General features: G+C 61.8%; 17 protein-coding genes. 7 read left to right on the forward strand and 10 right to left on the reverse strand.

Annotation, left to right across the window (positions count from 1 at the left end; genetic code table 11):
* Positions 1–75: 75 nt before the first annotated feature.
* Positions 76–1203, reverse strand: coding sequence for an AMP-binding protein (locus ACIOU9_RS00970; RefSeq protein WP_402695855.1), 1128 nt, complete (start codon positions 1201–1203; stop codon positions 76–78).
* A gap of 27 nt (positions 1204–1230) precedes the next feature.
* Positions 1231–2193, reverse strand: coding sequence for a 1,4-dihydroxy-2-naphthoyl-CoA synthase (locus ACIOU9_RS00975; protein WP_402695857.1), 963 nt, complete (start codon positions 2191–2193; stop codon positions 1231–1233).
* 185 nt (positions 2194–2378) lie between these two features.
* On the opposite strand from ACIOU9_RS00975, the gene ACIOU9_RS00980 reads away from it, so the two are divergent.
* Positions 2379–3818, forward strand: coding sequence for an amino acid permease (locus ACIOU9_RS00980; protein ID WP_105656944.1), 1440 nt, complete (start codon positions 2379–2381; stop codon positions 3816–3818).
* Positions 3819–3890: 72 nt separating this feature from the next.
* Here ACIOU9_RS00980 and ACIOU9_RS00985 read toward each other — a convergent pair whose 3' ends face one another.
* Entirely contained in the window at positions 3891–5318 is a 1428-nt protein-coding gene (locus tag ACIOU9_RS00985; RefSeq protein WP_402695859.1) for an MFS transporter, read from the reverse strand.
* A 336-nt stretch (positions 5319–5654) separates the two neighbouring features.
* Here ACIOU9_RS00985 and ACIOU9_RS00990 point away from each other — a divergent pair, with 336 nt between their 5' ends.
* The 3 genes from ACIOU9_RS00990 to ACIOU9_RS01000 are packed head-to-tail and all read left to right on the forward strand — an operon-like array spanning position 5655 to position 8550.
* On the forward strand, positions 5655–6878 hold the full coding sequence (locus ACIOU9_RS00990; protein WP_402695861.1) for a thiolase family protein: 1224 nt from the start codon (positions 5655–5657) through the stop codon (positions 6876–6878).
* A 2-nt stretch (positions 6879–6880) separates the two neighbouring features.
* Positions 6881–7675, forward strand: a complete 795-nt coding sequence (locus tag ACIOU9_RS00995) for an enoyl-CoA hydratase/isomerase family protein (RefSeq protein ID WP_105656941.1) — start codon at positions 6881–6883, stop codon at positions 7673–7675.
* A gap of 2 nt (positions 7676–7677) precedes the next feature.
* Entirely contained in the window at positions 7678–8550 is an 873-nt protein-coding gene (locus tag ACIOU9_RS01000) for a 3-hydroxyacyl-CoA dehydrogenase family protein (RefSeq protein ID WP_332485945.1), read from the forward strand.
* Positions 8551–8608: 58 nt separating this feature from the next.
* Here ACIOU9_RS01000 and ACIOU9_RS01005 read toward each other — a convergent pair whose 3' ends face one another.
* Positions 8609–9466, reverse strand: a complete 858-nt coding sequence (locus ACIOU9_RS01005; RefSeq protein ID WP_402695863.1) for a LuxR C-terminal-related transcriptional regulator — start codon at positions 9464–9466, stop codon at positions 8609–8611.
* A 122-nt stretch (positions 9467–9588) separates the two neighbouring features.
* On the opposite strand from ACIOU9_RS01005, the gene ACIOU9_RS01010 reads away from it, so the two are divergent.
* Positions 9589–10203 (forward strand): acetate uptake transporter, encoded by a 615-nt coding sequence (locus ACIOU9_RS01010; RefSeq protein WP_402695865.1) that lies wholly within the window; start codon positions 9589–9591, stop codon positions 10201–10203.
* Between the two features lie 80 nt (positions 10204–10283).
* Here ACIOU9_RS01010 and ACIOU9_RS01015 read toward each other — a convergent pair whose 3' ends face one another.
* Positions 10284–11186 carry an RIO1 family regulatory kinase/ATPase gene (locus tag ACIOU9_RS01015; protein ID WP_332727168.1) on the reverse strand — a complete coding sequence of 301 codons (903 nt, stop codon included), beginning with the start codon at positions 11184–11186 and terminating at the stop codon, positions 10284–10286.
* 140 nt (positions 11187–11326) lie between these two features.
* Here ACIOU9_RS01015 and ACIOU9_RS01020 point away from each other — a divergent pair, with 140 nt between their 5' ends.
* Together ACIOU9_RS01020 and paaZ are read left to right on the forward strand one after the other, a co-directional pair.
* Positions 11327–12043: a tyrosine-protein phosphatase gene (locus tag ACIOU9_RS01020; RefSeq protein WP_402695867.1), complete on the forward strand. Its 717-nt coding sequence runs from the start codon at positions 11327–11329 to the stop codon at positions 12041–12043.
* Between the two features lie 110 nt (positions 12044–12153).
* Positions 12154–14277 (forward strand): phenylacetic acid degradation bifunctional protein PaaZ, encoded by a 2124-nt coding sequence (gene paaZ / locus ACIOU9_RS01025; RefSeq protein ID WP_105662536.1) that lies wholly within the window; start codon positions 12154–12156, stop codon positions 14275–14277.
* An 84-nt stretch (positions 14278–14361) separates the two neighbouring features.
* On the opposite strand, the gene ACIOU9_RS01030 is transcribed toward paaZ, so the two are convergent.
* From ACIOU9_RS01030 to ACIOU9_RS01050, 5 genes are all read right to left on the reverse strand, one after another.
* Complete coding sequence (locus tag ACIOU9_RS01030; protein WP_402695869.1) at positions 14362–15090, reverse strand: nicotinamide mononucleotide transporter; 729 nt, start codon at positions 15088–15090, stop codon at positions 14362–14364.
* A 216-nt stretch (positions 15091–15306) separates the two neighbouring features.
* Positions 15307–15924 carry a TetR/AcrR family transcriptional regulator gene (locus ACIOU9_RS01035; protein WP_105656933.1) on the reverse strand — a complete coding sequence of 206 codons (618 nt, stop codon included), beginning with the start codon at positions 15922–15924 and terminating at the stop codon, positions 15307–15309.
* Between the two features lie 32 nt (positions 15925–15956).
* Positions 15957–17276: a phenylacetate--CoA ligase family protein gene (locus tag ACIOU9_RS01040; protein WP_105656932.1), complete on the reverse strand. Its 1320-nt coding sequence runs from the start codon at positions 17274–17276 to the stop codon at positions 15957–15959.
* Between the two features lie 32 nt (positions 17277–17308).
* Entirely contained in the window at positions 17309–17755 is a 447-nt protein-coding gene (locus ACIOU9_RS01045) for a hotdog fold thioesterase (protein ID WP_105656931.1), read from the reverse strand.
* A gap of 116 nt (positions 17756–17871) precedes the next feature.
* Positions 17872–18885 carry a GNAT family N-acetyltransferase gene (locus ACIOU9_RS01050; protein ID WP_402695870.1) on the reverse strand — a complete coding sequence of 338 codons (1014 nt, stop codon included), beginning with the start codon at positions 18883–18885 and terminating at the stop codon, positions 17872–17874.
* Positions 18886–18900: the final 15 nt, after the last annotated feature.

The raw sequence follows: 18900 nt of genomic DNA on the forward strand, positions 1-18900 counted from the left end.
TTTCTGTCCTTTCAGGGCAAGCGGAAACTCGTACCCTCTAGTTTCCCGCGATTAGGCGTGCAAGGCGAATCGAGACTAGTCGCGAACGCCTAGTTCTTCGATGACCAGTTGTCGATTGAACTTGCCATTAGGCAGCTGCGGCAAGCCAAGAGGGTAGTGGCGCACGTGCTTGGGCACCGCTTCCTTGCCCAAGGTCCGGCGCACCGCTTCGAAGGCATCGGCGGTATTGGTCGGGCCCGCATAGGCCAGGCCAACGCTGTGGCCCCATTGCGGATCGGGCACCGGGACCACGATTGCCTGCGTGAAGAATTCTTCCAGCAGCCCTTCAATCTTCGATGCCGAAAGCTTGATGCCCCCGGTATTGATCACATCATCGATGCGTCCAATGATCTTCAAGCGCTGTTTTTCAACGGTGCCCAGGTCATCGGTGACGTACCAGCGGACACCATCGCGTTCAATGAAGTGCTCGGCGGTGGCTTCGGGGGAGTTGGCGTATCCGTCGGCGAGCATGGGGCCGGCGACCCAGATGCGCCCCTCATGCGCTGCCAGCTGCACGCCGGGAAGGGCCGTGCCGTTGTAGACCAGGCCGCCGGAAGTTTCCGAGGACCCATAGGTCTGGAAAATCTTCAGCCCATGGTGTCGGGCGCTGACCAGTAGGTCCTTGCTGGCTCGCGCGCCGCCCAAGAGGATGGCGTCGAAACGCTTCAGCGCCTGCAAGGTTTCCGGCGCCGGGTTATCCAGCAGCCGGGCAAGCTGGGTTGGAACCAGCGAGGTGATCCGGCGGGAGTCGATCATTTGATTGGCGGCTTCGGTGAATGCCGTGGCCGAGAAGCTGCCCTCGGTGTCCATCACCACGGGCTTGGTGCCGGCGAACAATGAACGCGTCAGCACGCTCAGTCCCGCGACATAGTGCACCGGCAAGGCCAGCAGCCACTGGCCTTCGAAGCCGAGGAACTCGGCCGTGGCCTGCGCACTGGATGCCAACGCCGAAACGCTGAGCACCGTGCGCTTGGCCCGGCCGGTGGAACCGGAAGTCCGCACCACTGCCATGGGCTGCTCGAAACCTGGCAGGTCCTGTGGTGCCAAGTACTCGATGCGCCAGCCGTTGGGGTTGGCCTCATCGAGCAATACCTCAACGGCCGGCCCCCCGTCATTGGCCGCCGTGGCCAAGGCTGCGAGCAGTTCAGAGAGTTGTCTGTCCATATCCGGTCCTCGTTCCGTCGCGGAAGATTAGAAGTAGTAAGGGTAGTTGGACCAATCCGGGTCGCGCTTGCCCAGGAACGCGTCGCGTCCTTCTACTGCCTCATCAGTCATGTACGCCATGCGGGTGGCTTCGCCAGCGAAGACCTGCTGGCCGGCCAAGCCGTCATCGGCCAAGTTGAAAGCGAACTTCAGCATGCGGATGGCCTGCGGGGACTGGCGGGCGATGTCGGCTGCGTACTCCAGGGCCACCTCTTCGAGGCGTTCGTGCTCTACCGACTCGTTGACGGCGCCCATGCGGACCATGTCATCGGCCGAGTACTCGCGAGCAAGGAAGAAGATTTCGCGGGCGGTCTTCTGCCCGACCTGGCGGGCGAGCAATGCCGAACCGTATCCGGCATCGAAGGAACCGACGGTAGCGTCGGTCTGCTTGAACTTGCCGTTCTGCTTCGAGGCAATGGTCAGATCCGAGACCACATGCAGCGAATGGCCGCCACCGGCAGCCCAGCCGTTGACGACGCAGAGGACAACCTTGGGCATGGTGCGCATCAGGCGCTGGACTTCCAGGATATGCAGGCGCCCGGCACGCGCCGGGTCGATGGATTCGCGGGTCTCGCCTTCGGCATAGCGGTAGCCGTCACGGCCACGGATGCGCTGGTCGCCGCCGGAGCAGAATGCGTGTCCGCCGTCCTTTTCCGAGGGGCCATTGCCGGTCAGCAGGACGGTGGCCACGTCGCTGGTCATGCGGGCATGGTCCATGGCGCGGAACAGCTCGTCCACGGTGTGCGGGCGGAAGGCGTTGCGCACCTCGGGGCGGTCGAAAGCGATGCGCACGGTCGGAAGGTCGCGCACGATGCTTCCATCGTCGGCTCGCTGGACCTGGCGATGGTAAGTGATGTCGGTGAAGTCGAATCCCTCGACCACGCGCCAGCGCGTTGGATCGAAGACATCGGAGACCTTCTCGGGCAATGCGGAATTATTCAGGCTACTCACCCTATGAATGCTAGTCGGTTTCGTCCGGAACTCTAAGAAAGGAGGAGTAGACTTTTCACGGCCCGACTCGCGGTTGCGCGTGGAATCCCCGCCCGTACGACTTGGACCATCCAGTGAATCACCGGATTCATTTCACGATTTTTGCACGGATTCATTGAACGCGTCCGTAGGTCAGGAGTTCATCTATGCCATCTGGTCAGCATCGCCCGGCAACCCCGGAAATCAGTGCCGAGGGCTACAAGAAATCCCTGAGCCGCCGCCACGTCCAGATGATCGCGATCGGCGGAGCCATCGGTGTGGGCCTGTTCATGGGCTCCGGCGGGCGCCTGGCCTCGACCGGTCCGGCGCTGGTGCTGTCCTATCTGGTAGCTGGCGCATTGGCCTACCTGCTGATGCGGGCACTGGGCGAACTGATCATGTACCGCCAGACTTCCGGTTCCTTCGTCTCGTATGCGGCTGAGCTCTTCGGCCCCAAGGGCGCCTTCATCTCCGGATGGATGTACGTGCTGAATTGGATCATGACCGGCATTGCCGAGCTGATCGCCATCGGCCTGTACTTCCAGTATTTCTTCCCGAATGTTCCGGTAACCGTTTCCGCGTTCTGCGCGTTGCTGCTGCTGGTGGCCATCAACCTCTTCAGCGCCAAGGCTTTCGCAGAATTCGAGTTCTGGGCAGCTTGCATCAAGGTGACCGCGATCGTCCTGTTCCTGGCCGTGGGGACATACATGGTGGTGACCAACGCACAGGTGGGAGACCACACCGCGTCGGTGGCCAACCTCTTCATCGGCGATGAGAACGGCGAGGGCGGAATGTTCCCCCGTGGTTTCTTCGTCAGCATCCTGGTCCTGAACTCGGTGATCTTCGCCTATAACGCCATTGAACTGGTGGGCATTGCCGCCGGCGAGATGGAGAACCCGGAAAAGGAAGTTCCATCGGCAATCCGTGCGGTGGTTGTTCGCATCCTGGTCTTCTACGTAGGCAGCGTCTCCCTGCTGGCCATGGTGCTGCCATGGAACGAATACGAATCCGGGGTCAGCCCGTTTGTCACGGTCTTCGAGAAGATGGGCCTGGGCTGGGTTGGCAGCGCGATGAACCTGGTGGTGATTACCGCTGCGCTGTCCTCGTGCAACTCGGGCCTGTATTCCATCGGCCGCATCCTGCGCACCATGAGCGGCAATGGGCATGCTCCGCAGTGGCTCGCGAAGATGAACAAGCACTTTGTTCCCTCCACCGGCATTATCACCGTGGGCGTGGTCTATCTTGCCGGCGTCATCCTGAACATCTGGCTCGGAGATTCCTTCGCCTTCGACCTTGCCTTGAATACCGCATCCATCGGCGTGCTGTTCACCTGGGCCTCGATTTTCGGATGCCAGCTCATGCTGCGCAAGAAAAAGGGCTCTGTTTCCTCGCTGCCCATGCCCGGGTCGCCCATTACCGGTTGGGTCGGATTGATTTCCTTGCTGGTTATCACCGTCCTGATTTCTTTCGATACCTTGACCGGGGAAAACGGCGAGGTCTTCCCGGTGGGGCTGTACACGATCGCCACAATTCCGGTGTTCGCCTTGCTGTTGTGGGGCGGATGGCATTTTGCTCGCAAGCATGCCCGGCCGGGCATTGATTTCTAGGCCGCCAGCGATTATGCGCCAGCCGCTAAAGGGAGCAGTTCAACTGATGCGCCCCCTTGGCGGCTGGATGGCTCAGGACGTTCGGTTTTCATCCCGCTGCACCGCAGCGAGGATGCCGGTGTCCAAGGCATCGGGAATCCCGGTGCCGCGCAGCGAAGCGCCGGCGGTCTCCGGCATGAACTTGATGGCGATCGCACCAATCACGCACGCTGCCATCATGTAGATGGCCGGGAAGAGCAGGAAACCGGTGGCATTGATGGCCGCTTCGTTGACCATCGCGGCGGTGCCGCCGAAGACCGCCGTAGCGATGTTGTAGGTAATCGCGAATCCTGCGAAGCGCACCTGCGAAGGGAACATCGCCGGGAACGTCGCGGTAATCGTGGCCAACTGCGGAATGTAGAGCAGACCCAGCACGGCGAAGCCGACAATGGCCCAGGCGAAGGACTTGCCCATCAGCCAGAACATCGGTACTGCCAAGACGAACAGGCCAATGACTGAGGCGTACCACATTGGCTTGCGTCCGACCTTGTCCGAAAGCGAGCCCGCAAATGGAATTACGGCCATCATGGCCACCTCGCCGATCAGGATGGTGGCCAGCGAAGCGTTGGGGTCCAGCCCCAACTGGGTTTCCAGGTACGTCGGCATGTAGCTGAGCAACGTGTAGTTCACGACGTTCAGCGCAATGACCAGTCCGGTCATGGTCAGCATGGGGCGCCAGTAGGTGAACACCAGTTCCTTGAGCGACCCGCCCTGCTGGGCTTCGCCGGATTCTTCCATCTCCTGGAAGACCGGCGTGTCCTCCAATCTGCTACGCAGGTACAGGCCGATCAGGCCCATGGGCAAAGCGAGGAAGAATGGGATGCGCCAGCCGTAAGCCATCATGGCTTCCTCGCTGAGCACCACCTGCAGGCCCAGCATCACGGCGGTGCCGAGGGCGAAACCGCCCAAGGTGCCGAATTCCAAGAAGGAACCGAAGAAGCCGCGTTTGCGATCCGGCGCATACTCGGCCATGAAGGTTGCCGCGCCGCCGTACTCGCCACCGGTGGAGAAGCCCTGGATCATGCGCAGCAGCACCAGCAGGATTGGCGCGGCGACGCCAATGGCTTCGAAGGTTGGCAGGATGCCGATGAGGAAGGTGGCCAGCGACATCATGATGATGGTCAAGGCCAGGATCTTCTTGCGCCCCAGCTTGTCGCCCAGCGGGCCCCAGACCAGGCCGCCAATCGGGCGGACCAGGAAGGAGAGGGCGAAGGTGGCCAAGGCCATGAAGGTGCCGCCCTCGGTGGGGAAGAAGTGGGCGGTGATGTAGGTGACGGCCACGGCATAGACACCGTAGTCGAACCACTCGGTCATGTTGCCCATGGCAGATGCCGCAGTGGCCTTGCGAACTTCTTGCCGGCCTTCTTGCGTGTTCATGTCCGGCCCGATGTCATGGTCCAGGTCGGGAGCGAAATTATGTGCATTCGAGTTGTCGTTTGGCTGGCTATGTTCCGGTTGCATTGCTGCTCCGTTGTTTTCAGCTTTCCGTCGACCGATCGCCCTAAGGCCAGATAGGAATTCATCGCCTTGGCCGCGGTCCACGATCCGGGAGTTCCCCGGAGTCGGTTAAATACCAGAGGCTATTCGAATCAATTTCTAAAATCAACCACTGACATGGAATTGATTGCCCGCAATTGCGGACAGAACGGGGGGTGGCCCGTGGCCCGGCCATGTGGTCCCGGCGGCCTGGAAATGCTCAATTGTGAAAATCCGGCGACCCGCGACTTTATTATTGAACGAATGGTCGGTAAGTTTAGGTGTTGAGGGTCACTAATCATTTTGGCATAAGGAGCACAGATGACCGAGGCATTTCTCGTAGGTGGAGCACGCACGCCGGTAGGCCGTTATGGAGGTGCGCTCAGTGCTGTGCGCCCCGATGACCTGGCCGCGCTGACTATTCGCCGAGTCATTGAAGACGCGGGCATCGATCCGGCCGACGTTGACGAAGTCATCTACGGAAACGCCAACGGCGCGGGCGAAGAGAACCGCAATGTTGCCCGCATGGCTGCGCTGCTGGCCGGCCTGCCCGTGACCGTCCCGGGCATCACGGTCAACCGCCTCTGCGCCTCGGGCATGAGCGCCATCACTATGGCCAGCCACATGATCAAGGCCGGCGCCGCGGACATCGTGATCGCCGGCGGCACCGAATCCATGTCGCGGGCACCTTGGGTCATGGAAAAGCCTTCCAAGGCCTTCGCCAAGCCGGGAGCAACCTTCGACACCTCCATCGGCTGGCGCTTCACCAACCCGCAATTCCTCTCCGGCCAGTACTCGCGCGATGGCAAAGCCACCTTCTCGATGCCGGAAACCGCCGAGGAAGTCGCCTGCGTCTACAACATCTCGCGTGAGGATTGCGACCAGTTCGCCGTCGAATCCCACGCCAAGGCCATTGCCGCCATCGAGGCCGGGCATTTCCGCGATGAAATCGTTCCGGTCACTGTCAAGGGACGCAAGGCAGAGAGCATCGTGGACACCGACGAGGGGCCACGGCCAGGGACCACCATGGATGTGCTTTCCGCCCTGCGCCCAGTAGTCAAGGGAGGAAGCGTCGTCACTGCTGGCAATGCGTCGACGCTGAACGACGGAGCGTCGGCAATCCTCGTGGTCTCCGAACGGGCCATCAAGAAGTACGGACTGGCGCCGCGCGCCCGAATCGTCGACGGGCAGGCCGCGGGCCTGGAACCAGAAATCATGGGCATGGGACCGGTCCCGGCGACCCGCAAGGTACTTGAACGCGCGGGACTGGGCATTGACCAGATCGGTGCCATGGAAATCAATGAAGCCTTCGCCAGCCAGTCCCTGGCCAGCATGCGCGAGCTGGGGGTCGATGCAGGAATCGTCAACCGCGACGGCGGCGCCATCTCGCTGGGCCATCCGCTGGGTTCCAGCGGTTCCCGCATTGTCATCACCCTGCTGGGCCGCATGGAACGGGAGCTGGCTTCCGAGCAGCGCAAGCTGGGCATTGCCACCATGTGCGTTGGCGTGGGCCAAGGCACCGCGATCTTGCTGGAAGGCGTCTAGAAGTGGGCGATTTGAACAGCGGGTTCACCACCCTCAAGCTGGCGGAAACCGATGACCGCCTCTGGGTGCGCCTGCACCGCCCAGCGGTCCGCAATGCCATTGACCAGGCCATGGTCGACGAGCTGCACACCATCTGCGATTATCTGGAGAAGAATCCCAAGATCCTGATTATGGCTGGCACCCCCGCAGAGGCAGCGAGCGAAGCGAATCCCAAGGGGCGCAAGGGCATCTTCGCTTCCGGAGCCGATATTTCCCAGTTGCGCGAACGCCGCCGGGATGACGCGCTCGCCGGGATCAACTCGGGCATCTTCGACAGGATCGCCAAGTTGCCGATGCCGGTGGTTGCGGCATTGGACGGCTTCGCCCTGGGCGGGGGCGCTGAACTGGCCTACGCCGCGGACTTCCGCATCGGCACCCCCGAGCTGCGCATGGGCAACCCGGAAACGAATCTGGGCATCATGGCCGCCGCAGGCGCCACCTGGCGGCTGAAGGAACTGGTCGGCGAGCCGCTGGCCAAGGAAATCCTGCTGGCTGGCAAGGTGCTCACCGGCGAGCAATGCCTGGCCGCCAACCTGGTGACCGAACTGCATCCGGCTGCCGAGCTGGATGCCGCCGCCGATGCCCTGGCAGATCGCATAGCAGCCCAGGATCCGCTGGCGGTGCGCATCACCAAGTCCGTCTTCCATGCTCCGCGCGAAGTCCATCCGGTGATCGATACCTTGGCCCAGGGCATGCTTTTCGAGTCCCAAGCCAAGTTCGACCGCATGCAAGCATTCCTAGATCGAAAGAAGAAGTAACCATGAGTGCACAAACCAGCTTCACCACCGGTGCGCTGCCGCAGCAGATGGGCGTGCTCGGCGGCGGACGCATGGGTGCAGGCATCGCCCACGCCTTCTTGACCAGCGGCAGCGCCGTTCTCGTTGTTGAACGCGACGACGAGGCGGCGCAGGCGGCCTATGAGCGCGTGGCCGGATCCGTGGACAAGTCCATTGCCCGTGGCCAGATCAGCGAAAGCCGCGAAGAGCTTTTGGCCCGCTTCTCCACCAGCACCGACTACGAGCAGTTCGCCAGCGCGCAGCTGGTGGTTGAAGCCGTTCCGGAAATCTGGGACCTGAAGGTTTCTTCCCTGCAGGCCGTGGAGCAGGCACTGAACGCCGAGGCGGTGCTCGCTTCGAACACCTCGTCGCTGTCGGTGAGCGGCTTGGCCGAGGAATTGCAGCGTCCCGCGAACTTCCTGGGCTTGCACTTCTTCAACCCGGTTCCCGCCTCCACCCTGATCGAGGTCGTGATCGGCAAGCAGACCGATAAGACCCTGGTGGACGCATCGCGCGGATGGGTTCAAGCACTGGGCAAGACCGCAGTGGTGGTCAATGACGCTCCCGGGTTCGCTTCTTCCCGCTTGGGCGTGGCTATCGCTCTGGAAGCCATGCGCATGGTCGAGGACGGCGTAGCCAGTGCCGAAGACATCGATAACGCGATGGTCCTGGGATACAAGCACCCTACCGGCCCGCTGAAGACCACCGACATTGTCGGTTTGGATGTGCGCCTGGGCATTGCCCAGTACCTGCACGAGACTCTGGGGGAGCGTTTCGCTCCGCCGCAGATCCTCAAGGACCTGGTGGCCCAGGGCAAGCTCGGACGCAAGACCGGCCAGGGCTTCTACAGCTGGTAAACGGCTGAAGCCAGTTGCGACGCCCGTAGCCCGGGCCCGGGGTCCCCGGAATGGCCGCCTAGGGGATCGGGCCCCGGCTGCGAGCGCGCAACACCACATCAAAGCGATTCGTGGCACCCAGCTTTCGCACGGCCGAGGCCGGATAGCTTTTGACGGTGCTTTCGGCTAATCCCAGATGCGTCGCAATCAAGGCGTTGCGCATGCCCAGCGCCAGATGGGAAAGCACATCCAGCTCACTCGGCGAAAGGTTCGAGGGGCCGTCGATTGCCTGCGGCGCTGGCCCCTGCCCTGGGCGCAGCATCGTGCCGGCCGTGCTGAGCCGTGCGGCGAGCTCCGGATCCTGCACCATCCGCGCAATATCGCGCAGCTCGGTGTAGAGCGCATTGAAATCTTCTTGGCTCAATGCCATCTCCGAGGGGTGCGCGGCCTGCGGTTCGTAGGCACTGAGCACCGCCATGCGCCTCTGGGTCTCTTCATGGACCGATAGTTCCCAAGCGAGCCGGCGGGCCTCTGCTGCGGCGGCGGACAGCATTCCATCGGTCAGCTGCCGGCGGTTTCGCAGTCCGGCATAGATCAGCGCACGCACCTGGTCGTCAACCACGACCGGTACTGCCAGCAAGGCCAGTATTCCCTCGCCGCCAATTTCCCGGTCATAGCTGTGAATGATTTCCGGGGTCTCATGGTACGAATCCGTGGCAGCCAATTGACGCCGCGATAGCGCCAAGCCGCCTAGGCCCTCACCGGGCTTGACCACCAGGCCACGCAGCGAACCGGTGCGGGTTCCTGCGAAACAAGTCAGGTTCGTACCCGTGGACCGGGCGAAACCGCCAAAGGCAACTGGCAGGCCGGTGCGTGCCGCCAAAGTATTGAGCGTGCGGTCCAAAAGGGCTATTTCGTGCGAAGAATCAGTGGTCACCGGCTACCTCCTTTAGATGGTAGTGATCCGACTCACCATCAATTTAGGATACCTGCTAAAGGCAAGTGATCGGCATCACTTGCCTGGATTGAACTGAACGCTGACACGATGGAGTATCCGCCATGACCTCACTGCTGACCCGAGAAGACCCCGTTGGAATCGCCTCACCAGCCGCACCGGCCAAGCCGGGCCTGGCTGACCCCGCGGCACTGGGATTGGGCGCCTTTGCGCTGACAACCTTTGCGCTGAGCCTGTCCAACGCCGGGATCATTCCAGAAGCTGGCGCCGCCGTCCTGGCGATTGCCCTATTCTACGGTGGCTTGGTCCATCTGATTGCTGGCGTCATCGAATTCGCGAAAGGCAATGTCTTCGGCGCCACCGCGTTCACTTCCTATGGCGCATTCTGGATGGCCTTCTGGTGGCTGGAAACCAACCCGGAGGTAGCGCAGGCGGCGGGCCCGGCGGGCCTCGGTGCATTCCTTCTGGGGTGGACCATTTTCACCGCCTACATGGCGGTCGCCGCCCTGCGTACCAATGGCGTGCTGGTTGCCGTGTTCACCATGCTGACCGCGGCCTTCATCTGCCTGACTATCGGCGCCTTCACCGGCAGCACGCTGATACACGAACTCGGAGGCTGGTTGGGCCTGGTTACCGCATTCCTGGCCTGGTGCGGCTCCTTTGCCATTGTCGCGAACGCCACCTGGGGACGCCAGGTCCTGCCTACCTGGGCGAAGTAGGCGGCGGAAAGCTGGTCGCAGGCGCGCGCCCGCGGCGAATCATCGGGATTCGTCGCGGGCGCGCCCAGTTCTGGCTGTCCTCAGAAGAGGTAGCTCATCAGCGAGGAGAACAATTCATCGGGGTCATTGGGCAAGCCCTTGGAAGTGAACCAATCGCAAAGATTCACGCAATCACGGTGCAGGAAGTCCAAGCCGTTCGGGTTGCCGGCCAGATCTACGCACTGCGGAACATCGATTACTACCAGCCTTTCGCCGGAGACAAGAATGTTGTACGCGGAGAGGTCTCCGTGGGCGATGCCGAGCCCGGCAAATTTCTCCAGTGCTCCGGTGAGCTGGTCCCATAGCGATGGAAGGCGCGGGTCAAAGCGCGAGAGCTGCTGCAGGCGAGGCGCTGCCGCATGCGGATCGTCTGGATCGGCAATGAACTCCATGAGGATTTCGGTGCCATCTATTTGCACAGGGTAGGGAACAGGTATGCCCGCCTCGTAGCAACGGAGCAAATAGCTCCATTCGGCATTGGCCCACTGCAGAGCGGCGATCTGCTTGCCGTACGTGGAGTTGTTGCGGATAGCGCGGTTATCACGCGAACGCCGTGCGGAGCGCCCGTCGCTATAGGACTGCGAGCGGCTGAACTGCATTTGCTCGCGCGAACGATAGCGCTTTGCTGCCAGAAGGCTGCTGCGATCTTCGGTGGCACGTTCCAGCAGGAAGACATCGCCTTCCTTGCCCGTTTTCAAGATGCCCAGCTCGGTGTCGATGGCTGCGGCCTCTTCGATGAGCCAGTGCGGATACGGTTTGGGTCCGCGCAAGCCCTTCTCGATAAATGGCCATGTCGAATAACGTTGGCCGTTTGCCGGATCACCGGTCTCGGAGTCGTTCCAGACCGGCTTGTGCTTGCTGAATTTCAGTTGTTGATCGGCATCCGTGGAGGCAGCGGCGATCAGTGGCGAATTTGCGGCCTCGAGGCCAGCGGGAAAATGCATCGGAAGTAGTCCTTGGGAGAAGGGGGAAATGGCTTGTTCAGGCGGTAAGCAATCATTGTTACCCCTCCTTCAATAGACTGATTGACATTTGCCAATGACTAGAACAATACAACAGCCGGGCAATGTGTTGCAATAGGCTTATGAGCCACAGCCTTACCTACCGCAAGCAAGCCGGGGACCTGGACTGGAGCGGAGCCGTTAATGCGCGCCACATCTGCGGAGCCTTCTACCGTATGGGCAGGCATGAGTGGCTGACGGCTGAGGGTTGGCGGCAAATGCACGCTGCTGGCGTCAATAGAGTCATCGACCTGCGCAACCCGGATGAAATCCGCCGTCGCGAGCATGACCCAGCGGTGCCCGCGGCAAGCCTCGCAGGGATCGAGCTGGTGAACCTGCCGCTGGAATCGCCAGGCAATGAACGTTTCGAGTCGGTGGCGGTGCCGTACATGAATCACACCGGGATGTACCAGCTGGTCTGCGAGGAATTCGGCGACCACCTGCGGGCGGTGTTCGAGAGACTCGCGACCGCGGAACAGGGCACGGTGGTCCACTGCTCGGCTGGACGCGACCGATCGGGATTGATAGCCACAATGCTGCTTCAGCTGGCTGGCTTGGATGGCCAGATCCTGCTCCATGATGAACTCGCGGTCAGGGGGATCAATGAGTGGCATCGCATTTCCCCTCGCAAGCACCCGTACGAGAGCTACCGCAGTGAAGGGCAACTGCGGGAAATTATTCATGGCCGAGCTGGCGAACTGGAGAATTTCCTCAGGTGGCTCGGGTCCACGCGGAGGTATTTGCTGGACCAGGGAATGAGCGAGAACGCCGTGGAGCGCCTGCGCCAGCTGGCACGCTAGGAGCCAGGAGAGCGCTGGCGAAGCAGCGAGGCGCGCAAGTGTCCTCGATCACCCCTTCCTGCTATGGTTAACGGTAATACTGACCGACCGTTCAGGAAGGAATTGCGTCAATGACGACAGAACAGATCACCGTAGTACCCAGCTACATCGCGGGGAACTGGCATAGCCCAGCGGCACAAGGCGGAACCGAGGTCCGCGACGCCAATACCGGCGAAGTGCTGGTCACCGTCACCAAGGACAACTTGGATGTTGCTGGCGCCGTGGCATACGGCCGACAGACCGGCCAGCGCGAACTAGCCAAGCTCTCCTTGCATGAGCGGGCGCTCAAGCTCAAGGAACTAGCGCTGTACCTCAATGAGCGGCGCAAGGACCTGTACGAGGTTTCCTTCAAGACCGGTGCCACCAAAATCGACTCGATGGTGGACATCGACGGTGGCATTGGCGTGCTGTTCACCTTCTCTTCCAAGGGCCGGCGCGAACTGCCTAATTCCAACGTGATCCTCGATGGCCCCACCGAGCCGCTGAGCAAGGACGGTTCCTTCATTGGCACCCACATCTACACCGCGATGGCCGGCGTAGTCGTCCAGGTCAATGCCTTCAACTTCCCTGTCTGGGGGATGCTTGAGAAGTTCGCACCGGCCTTCATCGCCGGTGTGCCGACAATCGTCAAGCCGGCAACCCCCACCGGGTACCTCACCGAAGCGGCTGTGCGCATGATGCTGGACTCGGGCATCCTTCCAGAGGGTTCCCTGCAGCTGCTTTCCGGTTCTGCTCGCGACATCATGGACCACCTGGACTACCGCGATATGTTCGCCTTCACCGGATCGGCATCCACCGCAAGCAAGCTCAAGTCGCACCGCAACGTTATCGACGGAGGCGTGCGCTTCGCGGCTGAAACCGATTCCCTGAATGCAGCCATCCTCGGCCCCGACGCTGTGGAAGGCACCCCGGAATTCGACGCATTCGTCAAGGTTGTCGTCAATGAAATGACGTCGAAGGCCGGCCAGAAATGCACCGCCATCCGTCGCAACATCGTGCCTGCAGCACAGGTGGATGCGGTCATTTCGGCCGTTGGCAAGCGCATCGATGAACGGGTGGTCATCGGCGATCCTCGAGTTGAGGGCGTCACCATGGGTGCCCTGGCTTCGCTGGAACAGCTGGCCGATGTGCGCGGGGCCGTCGAGGACATGATCGCTGCCGGCGGCGAGCTGGCCTACGGCCGCCTGGATGCCCCTGCGGTACGTGTCGCTCCCGAAAAGGACGCCGTGGCAGAAGGCGGAGCCTTCATGTCCCCAGTGGTCCTTCGCTGGAACGACGCGCGCAACCCGATGGTGCACTCGCGCGAAGCCTTCGGCCCTGTCAGTTCCGTCATCGGCTACAGCAGCGTTGACGAGGCCGTGGAACTGGCTGCCATGGGCGCCGGCTCGCTGGTCGCAACCGTGTGCACCAATGACGCCGAAGCCATGCGCGCCCTGTCGTTGGGCATTGCCGCGCACCACGGGCGCGTGCACATCCTGAACCGCGAAACCGCACGATCCACCACCGGCCACGGCTCTCCGGTTCCGCATCTGGTCCATGGCGGTCCAGGCCGGGCCGGAGGCGGCGAAGAACTGGGCGGCATCCGTTCGGTCAAGCACCACATGCAGCGCACCGCGGTGCAGGGCTCACCCAACATGATCACCGCGCTGAGCGGCGTCTGGCACACCGGTGCCCAGCAGTCCCTCGCTGGCAGCCAGCAGTTTGGCGGTAAGCCGCAGAACGTCCACCCGTTCCGCAAGTCGCTGGCTGAGCTGAAGATCGGTGACGGTTTCGTCTCGGATCTGCGTGAAGTCAGCTTGGAGAAGATCACCGAATTCGCTCACGAAACCGGCGATACCTTCTATGCGCACACCGATCAGGCCGCCGCCGAAGCCAACCCGTTCTTCCCGGGAATCGTGGCCCACGGCTACTTGCTGGTTTCCTGGGCCGCGGGACTGTTCGTGGAGCCCGCTCCGGGACCCGTCTTGGCTAACTACGGCCTTGAATCACTGCGATTCATCACCCCTGTAGCTGCCGGCGACTCGATTCGCGTCACCCTGACGGCCAAGAAAATCACCCCGCGCGTCACCGACGAATACGGCGAGGTTGCTTGGGATGCGGTGCTGCACAACCAGAACGATGAACTGGTCGCCACCTACGACGTGCTGACCTTGGTTGAAAAGACCGACTCGACCTATGCCAACTGGAACGGCTAAGTCCGGCTGACCCCTTCGCGGGAAACAAGAAATGGCGTTGGGCCACGATGAGGAAATCGTGGTCCAACGCCATTTTCGCGAAGCCTAGGAAGCGCCGTTGATTCCGTGCTGCTTGTTCAGCTTCGCCAAGGTAGCTTCCTTGGCGGCATCCAGTGCCAGCTCGGCCTCGGAGAGCTCTGCAATGCCTTGACCGGCCTGGCCGGCGGCTGGCAGGTTGCGCCAGAGGAAGAAGCCGTACAGTGCCGCCAAGGCGATGAAGACGAACAGGCCCAGCATGCCCAGCATTGGGGAGATCAGGAAGTAGACGACCAGATCGGCAACGGCGGCCACGGCCAGCACCAGCCAGCCAGCTCGCACACCGCGGGCAACCATGACGAACGATGCGAAGATGGCCGCATCAGCGAAGTACAGCACCCAGATTTCCGGGGTTGCACTCATGAAGCCGCCATTGAAGAGGAACGGGCCGAAGCGCAAGGCGACCAGCAGGATCAGGCCCACGAGCAGGCCGAGCGCGGACCACACTGTCACCGCGGTGCTCGTGACCATGCGGGTGAACTTTCCCTTGAGCTCGTAGCGGGAGAAGCGCCAGAGGCCGAAGATTGCAATCAGCAGCAGCGGAACGGCGTAGATCAGGCCCAGCAGGTCGAACTGCATCGAAGAAATGACCGGGCCTACGAAGACACCCAGGATCAGGGTCCACCAACCCAGGTCGTTGCGGTGCGCCAGCAGTGCGGCGGAGACGAAGACGAGCAGCATGCTCGCAGCCGAGAGCAAAATCTGGACAAAGGAACTACTGCTGTCGGCGGTAGCCATGAAAAGGGTTTCTAAGATGGAATCCACAGCGCTCTTCACTTGGTTGATCGAGAATGACAGGTGCTAAAGCACCCCTTCGATGCTAACGGTGATTTCTGTGAGGACGGCAAGATTACAAGGTTGGCTGCGCCACATTGCAGCGGACGCCCAGCCCGGTTAGCGACGTCGGCTCCCGACTGGAAGGCGGGAGCCGATATGGGGAGCCCGGACTTGGAATCAGGCGCCGCCGGTATGCAGGCCGTTGAAGAGCAGCGAAACAGCCTGGTCCTCCAACTCGGGTCCGTCGATCGGCCCGTCAGCGCGGTACCAGTCCACCACTGAGTTGATCAAGCCGAAAAGCAGCCTGGCGGTAGCCCGAGGTTCCAAATCAGCACGCAACTTGCCATCCGACTGCGCGGCAGTCACCAATTCTGCCAGCTGGCGGTCCATTGCGCGGCGGCGTTCCAGCGCCTGGCGTTCCAGATCAGTGTTGCCACGCAGGCGCAACAACAAGGTCACGTAGGAACGCTTGGCCAGCAGGATCCTGAAGGTTGCGCGCAGGAAGAATTCCAGACGCTCATCCGCGGTGCCCTCATGCGAGCGGACCTCGGCGATCACCGCCTCCAGGGGAATCAGCGCCTCATCCAACGCCAGGCGCAGCAGGTCCTCTTTCGACGGGACATGGTGGTAAATCGCGGATTTGCTGATACCCAGTCGGTCGGCGAGCTTGCCCATGGAGGTCGCGTCGTAGCCGTATTCGTTGAATGCCTCGACAGCAATGCGCAAAACGGTTTCTTGATCGTAACCAGGGCGGCCACGCTTGGCCGGACGGTTGGCAGTATCGGTAGTTTCCATGATTAGTTGATTATCCCATGTCCCGGCGGAGGCTAGTTAGCGCGCATGTCGTAGATGCGCTTGAGCTTGCCCATGGAGCGTTCCAGGGATTCCGGTTCGACAACGTCGATGGCGCAGGAAGAACCGACATGGATCTTGATCAGCTTGGCCAGTTCCTTGGCGCCGTTGGTGGCATCTTCGATGGACGCCTCGCCGCGGCGCTCCACCTTCACCGCCAGCTGGTCCATGCGATCCGGACGGGTCAGGATCAGCTGGAAGTGCGGCGACAGGGTCGGCACCTTCAGGATCAATTCCTCGATCTGGCTTGGGAACAGGTTCACGCCGCGCAGGATGATCATGTCATCGCTGCGTCCGGTGATGCGGCCCATGCGGCGGTGGCCCGGTCGGCTGGTGCCAGGCATCAGGCGGGTCAAATCGTGGGTGCGGTAGCGGATGATCGGCAGGGCCTGCTTGGTCAGCGAGGTGAAGACCAATTCACCGTGCTCGCCATCGGGCAGCACCTTGGTTTCGTCGAAGGCATCAATGATTTCCGGGCGGAAGTGGTCTTCCCAGATGTGGCTGCCATCCTTGCGTTCTCCGGATTCGCCGGCCACCCCGGGGCCCATGACCTCGGAGAGGCCGTAGATGTCGCAGGCGGTGATGTTGAACATCTCTTCCAGCTCGTGGCGCATCTCTTCGGTCCATGGTTCGGCACCGAGGACGGCCACCTTCAGCGAGGTGGACCGCGGATCAAGGCCCTTGCGCTGCATGGCATCGCCAATGGTCAACAGGTAGGTCGGCGTGCACAGGATCGCATCAGGCTCGAAGTCCTGGATCAGCGAGATCTGCTTGTCGGTCTGGCCTCCGGACATGGGGATGACCGTCGCTCCGAGGTGCTCGGCGGCGGCATGCGCACCCAGGCCGCCGGTGAACAGGCCGTAGCCGTAGGCGTTGTGGACCTTCCAGCCTGGCTTGACTCCGGCCAGGCGCAGGCAGCGGGCGCCGAGCTTGGCCCAGTCCTCCAGGTCCTTCTTGGTGTAGCCAACCACGGTGGGCTGGCCAGTGGTACCCGAGGAGGCATGGATGCGGGCGACTGCATGCTGCGGGACGGCGAACATGCCGAAAGGGTAGTTCTTGCGCAGATCTTCCTTGTCGGTGAAGGGGAACTTGGCGAGGTCGCTCAGTTCCTTCAGGTCATCAGGGTGCACGCCAGCGGCATCGTACTTTGCCTTGTAGTACGGCACGTTGTTGTAGGCATGGTGCAGAGTTTCCTTCAAGCGGGTCAGCTGGATCGCTTCGATCTGCTCACGGCTCATGGTTTCTTCTGGATCAAGCGGATTCGGAAGGCTGTCGCGGTCGGTGTTCTGGGACATGCTGAAACTTTCGTGTCGAGTGGGCAGGGTGCTTAGCGGTTCTTCGGTTTCGGGACGGTGCGCGATCGTCCGCGGAACTCTGCGACGGTTTCAATTGAGCCGTCGGCCGCTGGCTGGGTCACCTTGATGTCGTAGATCCCGCTGCGGCCTTGCTGCGAGACACGGTTGCCGGTGGCAGTCAGCACTCGTCCGGGAATGGCTGGCTTGAGGAAGTTGACGTCGGCGCCGGAGGCTACCGTGATGGTCTCGTCGGAGCCTGCCTGCGGATTGCAGCTCAGTGCGAACGCAGTGTCGGCCAGAGCGAAGATCATTCCGCCGTGGCCAATGCCGAAGCCGTTGAGCATTTCCTGCCGGAGCGCCATGGTGATGACTGCGTGGCCGTCGGAGACCTCGACGACTTCGATTCCCATCCACTGGGTGGCGTAGTCATTGCGGAGAATGGCGTGCGGGACCGAATTCTCTAGCTGTGTTTCGCTCATCATCTTCCTTCGCCGAATTATTTACCGAACGATCATTAGGTAATAACATTATGTGAGCTAAGTCAAGTTATGCGGCCGTATCGGCGGTACTGTTTCAGCGATGAAGCGCAGCGGATTCAGGCGGTGAAAATTCGTTGATGGACGTCAAGGATGAAAGGTTCCTTGATCCGGTTGTAGTCCATGACCAGGCCGTTCTCGCCGTCGCTTGCAGCCAATGCGCGGGCGGCTTCCCGCTTTACCGCGGCGTATGCCAAACGGTCGGCTTCATGGTGTTTCAGATGCTCGCGGAAAATCACGAGCCGCAGATACTCGGGGCTTCCTGCGCTGAAGACATGGATATTGGCCTCGGGGAGCCGCGAACCGGCAGCGGGCTTGAGCATGCGGTGGCCATACCAGCCAGGTTCACGATGCCAAAGAAGCATGCCGCTGGATTCCAGCGCCGGAACGTAGGACGCTTCCTGATCCGCGTCGGGGACCAGCAAGACGATGTCGATGATCGGCTTGGCGGGCAGGTCCGGAACGGATGTCGAGCCGGTGTGTTCAATGGCCAACGCGGTGGCCCCCAGGACACTGGCGATTCGATGGTGCAGGCGGTGGAAGTCCCTGGCCCATTGCTTCGATGGCTCGGCAATCTCTATGAGGCCGCGCATCAGCTCTCCACCCACGGCCTCGTATTCCGGATCTTCATCTGGCTGGTCGGTGAGCAGCGGGTAGAAGGGCAAGGTGCACAGGTACCGCCGGGCATCCGGCCAGCGCGGGTCGGCAGAAGACTGCGAAACAACGCAACCCAGCGAGCGGTAAAAACCCACCGCATCCTCTGCAGTGGTGGCCCAAACGTTCTTCTCATGGCAGTCGCGCAGCTCAGCGAGCAGCCTCGAACCCAGCCCCCGGCCCTGGTGGGATGTTTCCACGGCCAGGTATTCAACGCACACCGCGTATTTGCCGCTGTGCCGGTAGGCGGCCAGTGCCGCAATATCGCCCGCGGCAGTGGCGATGGCAAGCACCTCAAGGCCTTCGCATTCATCGAGCAGCACTTCAAGCGCCTGCTCGTTGGCAGGTTCGGCGGCCAGCACCAGCAAGCGGCGAATCGCAGGGTCCTTGCGGTAGTCGCTGATCTTGATGTGGTGCATGGCCGCCGTTCCTTT

Source organism: Glutamicibacter sp. NPDC087583 (genome assembly GCF_044743685.1).
Lineage (GTDB): Bacteria > Actinomycetota > Actinomycetes > Actinomycetales > Micrococcaceae > Glutamicibacter.

What these genes read in the sequence shown, in the direction of transcription:
- ACIOU9_RS00970 (WP_402695855.1), bottom strand. Translation starts at nt 1,203, where the DNA reads ATGGACAGACAACTCTCTGAACTGCTCGCAGCCTTGGCCACGGCGGCC.
- ACIOU9_RS00980 (WP_105656944.1), top strand. Translation starts at nt 2,379, where the DNA reads ATGCCATCTGGTCAGCATCGCCCGGCAACCCCGGAAATCAGTGCCGAG.
- ACIOU9_RS00985 (WP_402695859.1), bottom strand. Translation starts at nt 5,318, where the DNA reads ATGCAACCGGAACATAGCCAGCCAAACGACAACTCGAATGCACATAAT.
- ACIOU9_RS00990 (WP_402695861.1), top strand. Translation starts at nt 5,655, where the DNA reads ATGACCGAGGCATTTCTCGTAGGTGGAGCACGCACGCCGGTAGGCCGT.
- ACIOU9_RS01000 (WP_332485945.1), top strand. Translation starts at nt 7,678, where the DNA reads ATGAGTGCACAAACCAGCTTCACCACCGGTGCGCTGCCGCAGCAGATG.
- ACIOU9_RS01010 (WP_402695865.1), top strand. Translation starts at nt 9,589, where the DNA reads ATGACCTCACTGCTGACCCGAGAAGACCCCGTTGGAATCGCCTCACCA.
- ACIOU9_RS01015 (WP_332727168.1), bottom strand. Translation starts at nt 11,186, where the DNA reads ATGCATTTTCCCGCTGGCCTCGAGGCCGCAAATTCGCCACTGATCGCC.
- ACIOU9_RS01020 (WP_402695867.1), top strand. Translation starts at nt 11,327, where the DNA reads ATGAGCCACAGCCTTACCTACCGCAAGCAAGCCGGGGACCTGGACTGG.
- paaZ (WP_105662536.1), top strand. Translation starts at nt 12,154, where the DNA reads ATGACGACAGAACAGATCACCGTAGTACCCAGCTACATCGCGGGGAAC.
- ACIOU9_RS01030 (WP_402695869.1), bottom strand. Translation starts at nt 15,090, where the DNA reads ATGGCTACCGCCGACAGCAGTAGTTCCTTTGTCCAGATTTTGCTCTCG.
- ACIOU9_RS01035 (WP_105656933.1), bottom strand. Translation starts at nt 15,924, where the DNA reads ATGGAAACTACCGATACTGCCAACCGTCCGGCCAAGCGTGGCCGCCCT.
- ACIOU9_RS01040 (WP_105656932.1), bottom strand. Translation starts at nt 17,276, where the DNA reads ATGTCCCAGAACACCGACCGCGACAGCCTTCCGAATCCGCTTGATCCA.
- ACIOU9_RS01045 (WP_105656931.1), bottom strand. Translation starts at nt 17,755, where the DNA reads ATGAGCGAAACACAGCTAGAGAATTCGGTCCCGCACGCCATTCTCCGC.
- ACIOU9_RS01050 (WP_402695870.1), bottom strand. Translation starts at nt 18,885, where the DNA reads ATGCACCACATCAAGATCAGCGACTACCGCAAGGACCCTGCGATTCGC.